This window comes from Streptomyces geranii, from assembly GCF_002954775.1.
GTDB classification, from domain to species: domain Bacteria; phylum Actinomycetota; class Actinomycetes; order Streptomycetales; family Streptomycetaceae; genus Streptomyces; species Streptomyces geranii.
Genome location: NZ_KZ672952.1, coordinates 374662 through 389075, shown reverse-complemented (window position 1 = coordinate 389075; position 14414 = coordinate 374662). Strand labels below are relative to the sequence as shown.

At 66.9% G+C, this 14414-nt stretch carries 4 protein-coding genes; 1 reads left to right on the top strand and 3 read right to left on the bottom strand.

Annotated elements, in window-relative coordinates:
- Positions 1 to 60: 60 nt before the first annotated feature.
- From CW359_RS01485 to CW359_RS01475, 3 genes are read right to left on the bottom strand one after another with little or no spacing between them, the layout of a single operon-like run.
- Positions 61 to 918 (bottom strand): class I SAM-dependent methyltransferase, encoded by an 858-nt coding sequence (locus CW359_RS01485; protein WP_105967824.1) that lies wholly within the window; start codon positions 916 to 918, stop codon positions 61 to 63.
- Positions 918 to 2678, bottom strand: coding sequence for an ABC transporter ATP-binding protein (locus CW359_RS01480; RefSeq protein ID WP_105967823.1), 1761 nt, complete (start codon positions 2676 to 2678; stop codon positions 918 to 920). Before CW359_RS01480 ends, CW359_RS01485 begins: the two co-directional genes overlap by 1 nt.
- Positions 2675 to 4414, bottom strand: a complete 1740-nt coding sequence (locus tag CW359_RS01475; RefSeq protein WP_232838159.1) for an ABC transporter ATP-binding protein — start codon at positions 4412 to 4414, stop codon at positions 2675 to 2677. Before CW359_RS01475 ends, CW359_RS01480 begins: the two co-directional genes overlap by 4 nt.
- Before the next feature lie 294 nt (positions 4415 to 4708).
- Between CW359_RS01475 and CW359_RS01470 the strand changes: the two genes are divergently transcribed.
- Complete coding sequence (locus CW359_RS01470; protein ID WP_105967822.1) at positions 4709 to 14338, top strand: non-ribosomal peptide synthetase; 9630 nt, start codon at positions 4709 to 4711, stop codon at positions 14336 to 14338.
- Positions 14339 to 14414 lie beyond the last annotated feature (76 nt).

The following is a 14414-nucleotide window of genomic DNA, read 5'->3' as shown; positions in this document are numbered from 1 at the left end:
AGGACTCCTCGTTCATTGCTTTGCTTGTCCAACCTCTTCTGACAGTTCCAGCCGGCTGTGTCACACGGTGGCGATCAGCACTTCCTCGCCGCTGTACGGCCGCAGGCCGTCGGTCCGGCCAGCGAAGTAGCGATCGGCCAGGTCGGCTGCCGAGACGTATTCGGCGTCGGCGAAACCTGCCTGTCGCGCCAGCTCGATGATCTGGTCGGGAGTGTAGAAGCCGATGAACGGCGTACCGGCCCGCCGAGCACCCTCCCTGGAGGCTCGCCGAATCTGTACGTCCTCCGGCGCGAGATCCTCGAGATGACGGAAGAACGTGAGGATCAGTGAGGAGCCGGACGGCAGACTCGCCACCCGCTTGAGGGTCGCAGCCGTGGCCTCTTCGGTCAGATACATGGTGACCCCCAGCCAGGACACCACCGCAGGACGCGAGGTATCGAATCCCGCCGCCTGCAGCCGATCCCACCAGTCGTCGTTCGCCTCGAAATCGACCGGAACCAGGCGCAGCCAATCCGGGATGCCATATCCGAGTTCGATCAACCGGCTCCGCTTCCACCCTTGCGTCTCCGGCTGGTCGATCTCGAAGACGGTCATGGCCGAGCCCGCGTCGGGATGCCGCTGAGCGAAGGTGTCCAGGCCCGCGCCGAGGATCACGTACTGATCCACACCGCGGCTCGCGGCCTGCGCCACCAGGTCCTCGGTCAACCGCGCCCGCCCGACGACAGTGGCGCGCTTTCCGCGCGAGTCGCCAGGGACCATGTCCCCGCGCTCACGCCATCCGTCGTCGTCCTGCGCCAGCCGGGCACCCAGCACGTCCTCAAGGACGTGCGGCGGCTCGTCCACCTGTGTGTGCAAGGCGCGCCACAACGCGGTCCGTACCGCTGTGTTGTCCGGCGTGCCGACAACATTTCCCGTCATCAGTCAGTCCTTCCTGGCTTGTTGTTCATGCCCCGTCCGGCCTCCCACGCGCTCCACAGCCCGCCGTACACGCCATCGGCGGCGACCAGCTCGTCATGTGTTCCGGTCTCGATGATCCGGCCGTGCTCCATGACGACTATCCGGTCGCAGGTCGCGGCTTGGGAGAGACGATGCGCGATCACCAACCCGGTACGACCGCGCAAGGCCGCCTCGGCGGCACGGTCCAGCAACCCCGCATGGGTGGAGCCGGCCTCGGCGGTCGCCTCGTCGAGGATCGCCAGTTCCGGGTCGGCGAGCAGCAGCCGCGCGAGGGCGAGCTGTTGGGCCTGTGCGTCGGTGAGCGGATGCCCGCCGGTGCCGATGATCGTGTTGAGATCGTCCGGCAGCAGGTCGCGCAGACCGGCTGCCCCGGTGGCGTCCAGCGCCGCGTGGATGTCGTGGTCGGTGGCTGTGGGGGCGCCGAGCGTGAGATTGTCCCGCAGGGTGCCGGCGAACACGTGCGTCTCCTGGGTGATCAACGTGGTTCGGCCGGGCTGGGCCACCGTCCCGGCGTCGGGCAGATGGATACCGGCGATGACGGCGGCGAGCGTCGTCTTGCCGGCCCCGGAGGCGCCGACCACGGCGACGCGCTGACCGGTGGGGACGTCGAGGGTGAGGTTGTCGAATACGCGGGGGCCGTCGCCGTAGCCGAACGCGACCTCGTGCAGCCGCACGGCGATGCCCGAGTCCGCTGCCGCTGTCTGCTCGCCCGCTTCCTCCGGGATGGTGGCGACCCCGACGATGCGGCTGAGCGATGCGAGGGCCGACTGGAGGTCGTCGACGACGTACAGCAGCTCGTTGATCGGTCCGAGCAGGCGCAGGACGATCAGCATCGCGGCGGTGGCGGCGCCGACGGTGGACGCGTCCGCGTCGATCAGGACGAAGCCGACGACGAGGACGGTGGCCAGGCTCAGACACTCGCCGAAGTTCAGGCGGAGGCTGAGCATGGCCATCACGGTGCGCGCGCGGAGCGTGTGCACCGAGACGCCCCAGGACGCGGCCATCACGGTGTCGTGCCGCTGCTCGGCGAGCCCCAGCCCGAGCACGGTGGAGTAGCCGCGCTGCGACTCGAGGATCTGCTGTGCCCGCGCGCTCATCGCCGCGCGCTCGGCGCCGTACACCCGAGGGCCGACGCGGAGATACCAGCGCATGACGAGTACGTAGACGGGCAGTACGACGGCGAACGCGGCGGCGTACGGCCATTCCAGCGCGGCGAGCCCGCCCAGCGACACGACGATGGTGAACCCGCTGACGGTGAGCGCGGGGATCACGGCGGGCGCGGCATCGGCTACGGCGGTGACGTCGTCGCTGGTCCGGGAGATCAGGTCCCCGGTCCCGGCGCGTTCGACGAGGTGCTGCGGGAGTGTCATGGCACGGCTCACGAGCTGTTCGCGCAGCGCGGCGAGGATGGTGTGGTAGACGCGGGTGGCGAGCACGATCGTCACCGCGCTGCCGACCGCGCCGAGAACCGCCGAGAGCGCCATGACGGCCGTGACCGTCAGTACGGTGCCGAGGTCGGCGGTGCCGGCCCGCACCCGGTCGACGAGGAACCCGATGATCACGGGCGGGATCACGTTGACGCCGGTGCTGACGATCCCCAGCACTCCGACAGCGGCGAGCCGGAGCCGGTGCCCGCGGCTGAGCCGCCACACCTCCCTGGCCGTCTCCCTGCTGCCCGCGACCGGAAGCGCGTGCCCGGTTGCCGCGGATGCCCCGCTCATAGCGTTGTCCTTGCGCGTATCGGTGCGTCCTCAAGCAGGTCGACGACGCGGTCGCAACTGCTCAGCAACGCGGGGGAGGAGGTGATCAGCAGGGTCGAGCGGCCCGCGCGGACATCGCGCAGTCGCTTCGCGATCGTGTGCTCAGTGACCGAGTCGACCGCCGTGGTCGGGTCGTGCAGCACGAGCACCGGCGCGTCGCTCGCGAGAGCGCGGGCAAGCGCGAGTCGCTGGAGCTGACCGCCGGAGAAGCGGTTGCCGTCCTCGCCGACCGGGAGGTCGAGATCGGCGGCGAAGTCACCGCATGCCGCAGCTCGCACCGCGGCTGTCACCAGCTCGGGTGAGGCCGCGGTTGCGGTGAGGTTGTCGCGGATCGTTCCGCTGAACAGCATGACCCGGTGCGGAGTGAAAGTGACCCGGGATCGGTACTCCTGCGCGGTCAACTCCCGCGCGGCGATCCCGTCCAGCCGCACCGCGACCTCGCCGCCGGGCTCGCGGGGATCCAGCAGCGCCTCCGCGACGCGGGCAGCGGTCAGATCGTCGGTGCGCACTCCCACGAGTTCGCCGGGCTCCACCCGGATCGTCCCGCTGGGCGTGGACACCTCCAGCACCGGCAGCCGCTGAACCACCGGCCGTGCCGCGTCGTCAGGCTCGGGCGTTACGGCGACGTCGGTCTTCAGCACGTCGAGGATGCGCGCGGACGAGGCGCGGGATCCGGCGAGGTTGGGGATGGAGTCGTTCGCGATCGACTGGATCTGCGGCAGCAGCGCCTGGGCGAGGCCGACGGCGGCGATCAGCTCGCCGACGCTCAGCTGCCCGTCCACGGCGAACCAGCCCGCCAGTCCCATCACCGCCGCGACGAACGTGCCGGTGACCACACCGGAGCCCATCAGGAATCTCCCCAGCAGTCCCGCGTTGCGCTTGGCACCGACGAGCGTCTCCTGGCTTGCCTGCCGGTACCTTCTGGTCGCCTCGGTCTCGGCGCGCATCCCCTTGACCACCCGATAGCCGGCCACGACATCCGTGGCCAGTCCGACCGTGGTGGCCAGCAGTCCCTGGTACTCACGGGTGTCACGGGACAGCCGCTCGCTGAGCACGCCCATCAACCACACCGCCAGCGGCGCCCCCACCAGTACCGCGAGCCCGAGCAGCCAGTGCGTCCTCAACAGGGACACGGCGATGAACCCGATGGTCATGATCCTCGCGATCGGCATGATCGCGAGCTGAACCCCGTTGGCCAGGCGGCCGACGTCGTTGGTCATCACCGAGACGACACCGCCGTCCGGCGCGTGGGCGCCGCCGCCGACCGGATGCAGCACGACGGTCGAGAGGGTGCTCCGGAGGCGGTGCTGCAGCAGCTGGATCGCATACGCGGTCAGTTGGACAGCGAACTTCGCCGCCACCGTCAACACGATGTACAGGGCCACCAGCACGCCGAGCCACAGCACCAACTGCCCCGCGTTCCCGGTTGCCAGCGCCCGGTCGATCGCAAGGCCCATCACCACGGGGACCGCGGCCTCGCCCACCTGCCACACGATCGCGGCCAGCGCCGCGGGAACGGAGACCCGCCGCACCGAGAGGATCACGCGCAACAGGAATCGACCGGCCGTGGTCTCCGAACCGGCCTCGAACGGCTGGACCTCGGGCGGATCGGCGGGCGCCTGCCAAAGCACAGGCAGCCGACGGGTCAGAGGTCCCCGCCCCAGCCCCGACGGGTCGGAGTGCGAGTCGTTCCTCATGGCCGCCCCCGGTCCGTGCCCAGCAAGAGGACGTCGGTGTGCTGAGTGAGCGCCGCAGCCACCCACACTCGCTGCTGCCGGGCTCCGGAGAGTTCGTCTTCCTGGAACGACCTGTCCGGGATCGAACACCAACAGGCCGTCGTCGCAGGGCGGTTGTCGTACCTGATGGAGGCTTCTCCTCGGTCGGGTGGCGGTATGGGTGGTGGCACGGGGCAAGGTTAGCCTACCCTTCATTGAGGTTCTAGTGATCGTTGCCTCGGTCGGCTCGATCGGCTCGATCGGGTCTCAAGAGAAGTGGGTGTGCTTCCGTTGGCGGCTTTTGACCGTGTGGAGTTGACTGCGAGTCAGCGAGGCAACTGGGTGGCTCGGAGACTTGCCCCTGAGTCCTCGGTGTTCTGTGCGGGTCAGTTGATCTGGCTGAACGGCCCGGTCGATCCGGCCCTGTTCGCGTCTTCGGTCAGTGTTGTTTTCGCGGAGACCGATGCGTTGCGGGTTCGTTTCGGGGACGACGACGGTGTCCCTTTCCAATACATCGACACCTCCACGACACTCTCGACGGAGGTCGTCGACGCGGGTCATGGCGATGATGAGGTCCGGGTGCTGGCCCGCGAGCAGCTCACCGGATCGTCGGCCACTTCGGGAGAGCCGACGACCTGCTCGACCTTGGTCCGTCGCGAGGACGGCACCTGGGCGTGGATCCTGGTCACCAACATCCTGCTCGTCGACGGCTACAGCATTTCTCTGTTCATCCGCCGAGTCGCCGAGGTCTACTCCGCACAGCAGTCCGGTGATTCGGTCCCGGACCGCTGGTTCGGCACCCTGAAGAACGTCGTAGACGCCAGGAATTCCGGCGATTTCAGGAACGAAGAAAGTGCCGCGTATTGGAGTGGCGTCCTCGGAATCGAGCACGTCGGCCACGAGATCGTGGAGGACTTGTCCGGGGTCTTCGTGTCGTCGAGTCGACCGGTTGTCGTTCCGATACCTGATGACACCTACTCGAGGGTTCAGCAGTTCGCTCGCGCGGCTCGGGTCTCCTGGACTGATTCTCTGATCACGTTGTGGGGTGTCTACACCGCTCTGGTCGATGGGCGTGACTGTGTGGCGGTCCGGGTTCCGCTGATGTTGCGAGATGACCGTGAATCGCTGAAGACACCGAGTGCGATATCGAGGGCGATTCCGGTCGTCACTGAGATCAGCCCGTACGACACCTTCGGAAATGTTCTCGGGATCGTCGCGGGCCAGCTGAGGGATTCGCGGCGTCACACGACTGTCGAAGATCACCAGATCGCCCGTCTATGGCCAAGCGGCCAAGCCTCGTTCCTCACGCTCCCGACGATCAACATCAGACTCTTCGAGTCGACGCCGAGCCTGGGCGACATTGCCGCGGTCTCCGAGACGATCAGCACCGGCCCGGTCGGCTCGCTTGACCTCGCGATCTACCGCAACTCCGACTCTGGACTCCGGCTGGAGCTGTCCGCAGGGTCCGCCACGGGCGATCCGCTCTTGCACGCCGGACAATTCGGCCGTTTCCTCAACGGTGTACTCGACGGGTCCGCGGCCCGGACTCTGCACGAACTGAGTGCCGGATTCATACCCGTTGCTGATGGCCCGGATCTGTCGTGGACGCAAGGCGACACGCTTGATATCGCGCCGACGACAGCGGACGCGTCGGTGACGGTGGACGCACTGGTGCGCCGCCGGGTCGCGGCCGATCCGGACGCGGTCGCGATCGTCGCCGACGACGGCAGCGAACTCACCTACAGTCAGTTCGATGCGCGGGTCAACGCTTTCGCCCACCTCCTGATCGAGGAGGGCGTGCGGGTCGGGGACCGCGTCGCGATCGCCATGACACGCTCGGTCGACCTGGTCGTAGCACTTACGGGGGTGATCCGCGCGGGAGCGGCCTACGTGCCGATCGACCCGGGATACCCCGCCGAACGCGTCAAGCACATCCTCGACAACGCCGCACCTGCGCTGGTCATCACCGACCAACTCGCCGCAGAAATACATCAACACGTACTGGGTGAACATCGCGCACCAGCACTGCGGATCGACGACCACGAGGTACAGCGACAGCTGACCACCGGTCAGGAAATCGCCCCCGTTCCAGCCCGGCCGCTGAGCGACCTCGACGCTGCTGTCGTGATCTTCACATCGGGAACGACGGGCCACCCGAAGGGCGTTGCCCTCACACACCGTGCACTCGCCAACCGCCTCGCGTGGGGTCAGCGAGTACTGGACTACAGGCCAGGTGATGTGGCGCTGTCGAAGAGCGGTGTGGGTTTCGTCGACGCGGTGACGGAGTTGTTCGGGCCGATGATCGCCGGTGCCCGGATCGTGGTCGTGCCCGCGGAAACCGCGCAAGATCCAGCCGGGCTGCTCGACACCATCGCCCGGCACCGCGTGACACATCTGCTGACCGTGCCCAGCCTGGCCGACGTCCTCGTCCGCCACGACGACGCACCCACCGCGCTTGCGTCGATCCGGTCCTGGATCTCCTCCGGTGAAGCACTCACCTCGGGCACCGCGACCAGCATGCGAACTGCCGCGCCACAAGCAGTACTGCACAACTTCTACGGCTCGACCGAGGTCACCGGCGACGGCACAACGGCCACCATCACCGGCAACACCGCGATTGGTGCACCGGTCGCGAACACGACAGCACGTGTTCTTGACGCGTGGCTGCGCCCGGTACCGGCCGGTGTGGCAGGTGAGCTGTACCTGGGTGGAGTCCAGCTCGCCGACGGCTACGTCGCCCGCCCGGGCCTGACCGCCGACCGATTCGTGGCCGATCCGTTCAGTGACGACGGCGCACGGTTGTACCGCACCGGCGATGTCGTGCGATGGAACCCCCAGGGCCAGTTGGAATACCTCGGGCGCAGCGACGACCAGGTGAAGATACGCGGCTACCGGATCGAACCCGGCGAAATCCGCGCCGTCCTCGAACAACACCCAGCAGTATCGGGCGCCGCCATCATCGCCTTGGACCATCCCGCCGGCGGAAAGTACCTCGCCGCATACATCACCACGACCAGCACCAGCACCAGCACCAGCACCAGCACCACGGACGCAGTGCCGATCGACGAACTCCGCGAGCACCTCGCACGGTCGCTGCCGGACTACATGGTCCCCACCACGTTCACCCGCCTGGACCGCTTCCCCGTCACCGCCAACGGCAAGCTCGACCGCCACGCACTGCCGCAACCAGACCTGACCGCAGGCGCAGCCGACGGCCGCCCACCGCAAACCGCCACCGAGGTCACCCTCGCCGGCATCTTCCGCGACGTACTCCACCTCGCCGACGACGTCGATCTCGGCGTGGACAGCGACTTCTTCCGCCTTGGTGGGCACTCCCTGCTCGCCGCACGAGTCATCGCACGCGCCAACGCCCTGCTCGGCGTCGCACTCACGTTGCGCGATGTCTTCGACCATCCCCGCATCAGCGAACTCGCCCGAGTCGCCGACACCACCACCGCTACCACCGCCACCACCGAGACATCCACCACCCGAATCGGCGAACTACCCCGCCCAACCCCGCTACCAGTCTCGTACGGACAACAAGCACTCTGGTTCACAGAGCAGATCGCAGGGCGTTCGATCTACCGGACCGAAATCGTGCTGCAAGCAGGCGTGCGGCTCGATCTGGATGCTTTGGCAAGGGCGATACGCCGGATATTCGTTCGCCACGAGATCTTGCGTACGATCCTCGTGCCGGACGAGGAGACCTCGTCGCTCCGCCAGGTCATCTGCGCGGAACCCGACGACGACACCAAGGTCCTGGAGGTCGAACACGTCGGTCCTGAGCTGCTCAGCGACAAGATCGCTCAGGTTGCCGCACTGCCACTTGACTTCACGTCCGAGTTCGGGCTGAAGTTTCATCTGTTGCGCCATTCTGATGGCGATGTGCTGGTGGCTTACGGGCATCACATAGTTACCGATGCGGATTCCTTCGGGATCCTTGTCCAAGAGCTGAACAAGTTCTATCTCGAAGCTGCTTCCGGTAATTCCACCGAGGTCGCGCCCTTGCCCATCCAGTATGCCGACTTCGCGGTCTGGCAGCGAGATGTGCTGGGCAGCCGGAGAGATCCGGAGTCTCGCTATCAATCGGATCTGCGCTACTGGCAGGACGTGCTGTCGGATCTCCCGACGGAAACCGTCCTCCCCATCGACCAACCACGCGACGCATCCGAAGAACGAACCATACGGCCTGCCACCACGTCCCTCACCAGCAGTGAGACAGCCACGGTCGAAGAATTCCTGGTCGAGCACAAGGCGACACCGCTGCAGGCGTTGATTGCGGCGTTTTCGTTGTCGCTCTGGGATGAAGGTGCCGGCGATACGGTCCCTGTCGGCACCCCGGCCAGTTTGCGTGACCAGCCCGAATTGCAGGACCTCATCGGGTACTTCGTGAACACCGTCGTGGTGCGCGCCGATATCGACGCCGCGACCGGGTTCGCGCAGACGCTGCTCCGTTGCCGCGATCGCATGCTCGAAGCCGCTGACCACAAGCTCGTTCCGTTCGAGCAGGTCGTCGAGGCGGTGAACCCGCCGCGCCAGGTCGGGATCAGTCCGCTTTTCCAGGTCATGGCCGCCTACGTGGACCGCGGTGGAGATTCGGGTGCGGCGTCGCCGCTCACCAACTACGCCTCGACCACTGCGGATGGCCCGCTGGAATCTCAGCCTGCCCTGTTCGATCTCGTGTCGAGTATCGAAAGACTCGACAGCGGCGCATTCGGAGTGAATCTGAACGCGGCCCGCGAGTTGTTCTCGGCGGAAACCACGTCACGGTTGTTGCGGAACACAGCGCGCTTCCTTGTGCTTGGCTCCCAGCACCCGGATCTGACGGTCAGGCAACTCGCCCAGATCGTTCGTGCCGGCGACGAGGGCCGGACCAAAGCCGACAGCACCAAAGCAGACGACAACGGCGGTGACATTCGCCGCTTCCAGCTGCCGCTCGAAGATTTCGACATCAGCGTGGCTCCGCTCTGGCGGGCGGCGATCGACCACGTCAGTCACGCCCTGTCGGGAGCAAGCCTCGCCCTGCGATTGGCGATCCGCGACAGCGGCGCCGGTGAACTGGTCGCCGAGACCGACAATCCTGAGCTGCTGGATGCGGTCAGGGAGAAGCTCACCGAGCTGGTCACCGCGTATCAGGCGAAAATTCCGATGGTCGTCGTCACGTCCACTCGGGCCGCGTCCGGATACAAGGACGACGAACTGGCGGCTGTCCTCGACGATCCGTTCTGGGAGGACTGGGTAGACCAGCTCGCCGATGCGACCGCCACTGTGCTGCCGCAGCGAGGCGACTCGGTGGCTTCGGAAGCATCGGAGGTATCGGAAGCATCAAGTGTCACGGCTGGACGAGCGGCTCCCGCCACAGACGAAACCTCCGTAACCTCGGAAACCTCTCTGCGGTCCGTTGTGCTGGCGGCCGTGGCCAAGGCCTTGGCCGAGATCGCCGAAGGTGATCTGCTCGTGGAGCTCCATGAGTCCGACGGTCCCCTGATGACGCGTAGATTCCCCGTGCTGCTCGATGACGGTGATGTCATCGGACTGAGCCCGGAGCGAGCGGCCGAATACGCCTCGCTGGCCGGACACCCCCGGTTCAGCCGCTTCTTCGATGACCTTCCGATCCCACGGATCCGTGTAGGTGTGTTCCGCAGCCACGCGGAGCTGATCACCGAGCCTGCCGCAGGCGTCGGCGTACCAGAGGACGGACTCGAACTCGACATCCGTGTCCTCATCGCGGGTCGCGAGCCCGGCGATTGCGTCGTCCGCGTCTGGGCGGAGTCGGCGGACACCGTTGGTGTCGACACCGAGGCGCTGGCTGCCGCCATCGCTGAGGAGATTGCCGGAGTCGGCGTCCCTGCCCCCGGTCGCGAGCGTCGAGAGGCATTCACTCTGCGTCGCGCCGACCGGGTCACGTTGACGCCCGGCGAAGAGGAATCCATCCGAGCCCGCTACGGGCACGACGCCCAGATCCTTCCGCTTGCCCCCTTGCAGCGCGGATTGTTCTATCACCTGTTGCGGTCCCGGGAATCCGACGACCACAACACCTACGTATCGCAGATCACCCGACAGATCGCGGGAGATCTCGACCCCGAGCGGATGACGGCCTCCATCGCGAGTGCGATGGAGAGGTACCCCAATCTCCAGGCGGCGTTCGTCCCGCCCGGGGACGTACAGGTGATCCCGTCCGGTGTCGAAGTCCCGGTACGGGTCATCCGACTGGACGAGTGGGGTGGCCGCGGGGTCGATGTGGAGGAGTTCCTGGCGGCCGAGCGAGGTGAGCCGTTCGACTTCGAGGTCCCGCCGCTGATCCGGTTCACGGTGCTCGAACACGGCCACCGAGCGTGGACATTGGTCATGAGTTTCGAGCACATCCTGCTGGACGGCTGGTCCATCAACGGGCTGTTCGCCGAAATCCTCAGCATCTACGCCGATGACGGCTACGTCGATCGCGTGCGACCGGCGTCTTTCCGCTCCTACCTGGACTGGGTCGACGACCAGGATCCCGCTGCCGCCTATCGCGCCTGGGACGGCTACCTCGCGGAACTGACCGGTCCGACGTTGCTGTGCCCTGACTTCGTCGACCTCGGTGACGCACAGAGCGAGACCGGTGAACTGCACCTCGATCTCAGCCCGGCAGAGGCCGCGACGGTGTTCGGTGCCGCACGAGACGCCAAGGTCACGGTGGGTACCCTGCTGCAGACCGCCTGGGGGATCGCGCTCAGCCGGCTCACGGGCAGCAACGACGTCGTGTTCGGAAACACGGTTTCCGGTCGGCCGCCGTCGTTGCCCGACGCCGACCGAATCATCGGGCTGCTGTTCAACACGGTCCCGATGCGGGTGAGTCTGCCGCCGTTCCAGACGAATCGGCAGCTGCTCGCCCAGGTCCAGTCCGAGCAGCTGCTCGTTATCGACCATCCGCAAGCCGCTCTGACCCAGATCCAGACCAACGCAGGCATGCCTGTTCTGTTCGACACGCTGTTCGTGGTGCAGAACGTGCCGCTCGGCCAGGCCGCGGGGCAGGACACAGCCGGGTTGCAGGTCGTCGACGCGAAGGTCGATGACGCGACCCACTACCCGGTGACGTTCGCGGTCGACCCGGAGGAACGCGACGGAGCGGCGACCGTGCACGTGCGCCTGTCCTACCGCCGGGACGTTTTCGACGCCCCGGCCGCGGAGCTGTTGCTCAAGCGCTACGTCCAGGTGCTCGTTTCCCTTACCCGGCGGCTTGACGAGCCCGTCGGTACGCTGTCCGCCCTGCTGCCGGACGAGACCGCCCCGCATACGGGTATCGCCGCTGACCTCGTCCGCGACATCGAACCGGTCACGGTCGCCGAGTTGCTGCACCGGCAGGTGCGGCTGTCCGGATCGGAGACGGCGCTGGTCGCCGGCGATCGCCGGTTCACCTTCGCGGAGTTCTTCGCCGAGGTGAACCGCTACGGCCGACTTCTGCTCGACGAGGGAGTGCGCCCGGAGCACCGGGTCGCGCTGCTGCTGCCGCGCGACGAGCGCACGGTCATCGCGATGTTCGCGGTGTTCGCCATCGGAGCCGCCTACGTCCCGGTGGACAGTGAACTGCCGGACGAACGGATCGGCTACATGATCGAGGTCGCCGAACCGACCGTCACTCTGGTGACCGACCGCGACGTGGACCGGCTCACCGGCGCCGTCGGCAAGGTGATCAACCTGGACTCCACGACGACGGTGGATCGCCTCGCGCAGACCGGAACAGCTCCGATTACGGCAGCGGAGCGAGGCGGGGAGGTCTCGCTCGACAACCTCGCGTACATCATCTTCACCTCGGGGACCACCGGACGGCCCAAGGGAGTCGCCGTCGGCTACCGCGGACTGACGAACATGTACGTCAACCACGTAGAGAAGATCTTCGACCGGGTGGTGGACCACCAGCGCGGGCGCCGGATGAAGATCGCGCACACGACGTCCTTCTCCTTCGACGCCTCGTGGGAGCAGCTGTTCTGGCTGCTCAACGGCCACGAGGTGCACGTCATCGACGAGGAGATGCGACGCGACCATCAGCGGCTGCTGGCGCACTACGACGAGGTCTGCATGGACGGGTTCGACGTGACCCCGTCCTACGGTCAACTCCTCGTTGAGGAAGGGCTGCTGGAGCGAGACCGGCCGGCCGGCCGGTCCGTGTCCTCCGACGCGCCCGGTGTCGTCTTCGTCTCCCTCGGCGGCGAGGCCGTCCCCGACCGGCTCTGGCAGCAGCTGCGCGACGCCCCCGGAGTCGAGTCGTACAACCTCTACGGACCTACCGAGTACACCATCAACGCCCTCGGAGCCGACCTGGCCGACAGCACCGACTCGAGTGTCGGGACGCCGATCTTCAACACCCGGGCCTACATCCTCGACGAGAACCTGCAACCCGCCCTTCCCGGTGTCGCCGGCGAGCTGTACCTGGCCGGCGAGGGAACCGCGCGCGGATACTGGGGCCAGTCCGCGCTGACCGCCGAACGTTTCGTCGCCTGCCCGTGGGAAACGGCGGAACGCATGTACCGCACCGGAGATCTCGCCCGGTGGAACGAAGCCGGGATGATCGACTACCTCGGTCGCGCCGACGAACAGATCAAGATTCGCGGTTATCGCATCGAACCGGACGAGATCCGGGACGTCGTGCAGGAGTTCCCCGAGGTGACGCGCGCCGAAGTGGTCGCCTTCGAGCATGCCACCGGGCTACAACTGGCCGCCTACTACCGCACGACCGCGGACCGCGACATCAGCGAGTCGTTGCGCAACCACCTGGCCAAGTACCTGCCCGACTACATGGTCCCGGCAGCCCTTGTCCCGGTGGAGTCCTTCCCCCTCACCCCGACCGGCAAGCTGGACCGCCGAGCGCTGCCTGCGGCTGACGTGGCCGCGTCCGGAGTCAGCGCGGGCCGGGCACTGGAGTCGGAGACGGAGCTGGCGGTGGCCGCGATCTTCCGTGCCGTGCTCGACCTCGACGAGGGACTGACCCTGGGCGCCGCGAGCGACTTCTTCCGGCTGGGCGGGCATTCGCTCGCGGCAATGCGGCTCGCGTCGCAGATGAATCGCGCGTTCCCCGTGAACATAGCGATGCGGGACGTCATCACTGCGTCGACGATCGGCGAACTGAGTGCGGTGGTCGACAAGAGGACGCAGCCTGGCGCCGATACCGAGGTCGACATCACCGCGATCGCGACCCGATTCACCCAGTCCCTGAACGGCCGCACCCTGTTCTGCGCGCACCCGAAGTTCGGCGCCTCGTCCATGTACTCGGAACTGTCGCGATACCTCCCGGACGGGGTCGGGCTGGTCGGGATCGACGATCCGGCGATCATCGGCATGGACGTCGAGTTCGACGACCTCGACGACCTCGCCTCGACCTACGCCGACGTCATCCAGGGGCTGCAGCCGACCGGACCGTACGAACTGCTGGGTTGGTCGTACGGCGCGCACATCATGTTCGCTGTGGCACGCCAGCTTCTTTCGCGAGGGGAACGCGTCGGCCCCCTGGTGATCGTGGACGCCATGCCTGCCGGTTCGGAGAACGCGGGGGAGCTCCTCGTACGACCGGGATCCGCCGAGTCGATGCGTGACGAGATGCTGAAGGCGTTCGGCGAGGAGGCGTTCAACGAGTTGCTCGCCGACGCGAAGCAACTCAAGGCTGTCGAGACGGCCGGCCGTCGATGTGATGTCCTGACGTCCACGCCGACGCGGGGCATCCTCGACATCGAGACGCTCGTGATCGCGTCATCCGCGACGCACACGCCCCGAGTGGCGGAGCTGGGCCGCGAGGACGCGCTGGGATGGGACGGGCACTTGACCAACTTCTCGTTCTTCGTCGCTGAGGACGAAGACCACCAGTCCGTCCTCGAACCCGATTCCGGTCTGCTGAAGTGGGGCCCGCTGCTGACGAACCTGTTGGACGGCTGAGCGGATTTCGTGAATCTGGTGCGGTACGGCGAGCCGTACCGCACCAGATTCGGAGCCGATGAGCTGATGAGCCGGT

Bases quoted from the DNA above. Each gene is read 5' to 3' on its own strand.
- CW359_RS01485 (WP_105967824.1), bottom strand. From the start codon at position 918: ATGACGGGAAATGTTGTCGGCACGCCGGACAACACAGCGGTACGGACC.
- CW359_RS01480 (WP_105967823.1), bottom strand. From the start codon at position 2,678: ATGAGCGGGGCATCCGCGGCAACCGGGCACGCGCTTCCGGTCGCGGGC.
- CW359_RS01475 (WP_232838159.1), bottom strand. From the start codon at position 4,414: ATGAGGAACGACTCGCACTCCGACCCGTCGGGGCTGGGGCGGGGACCT.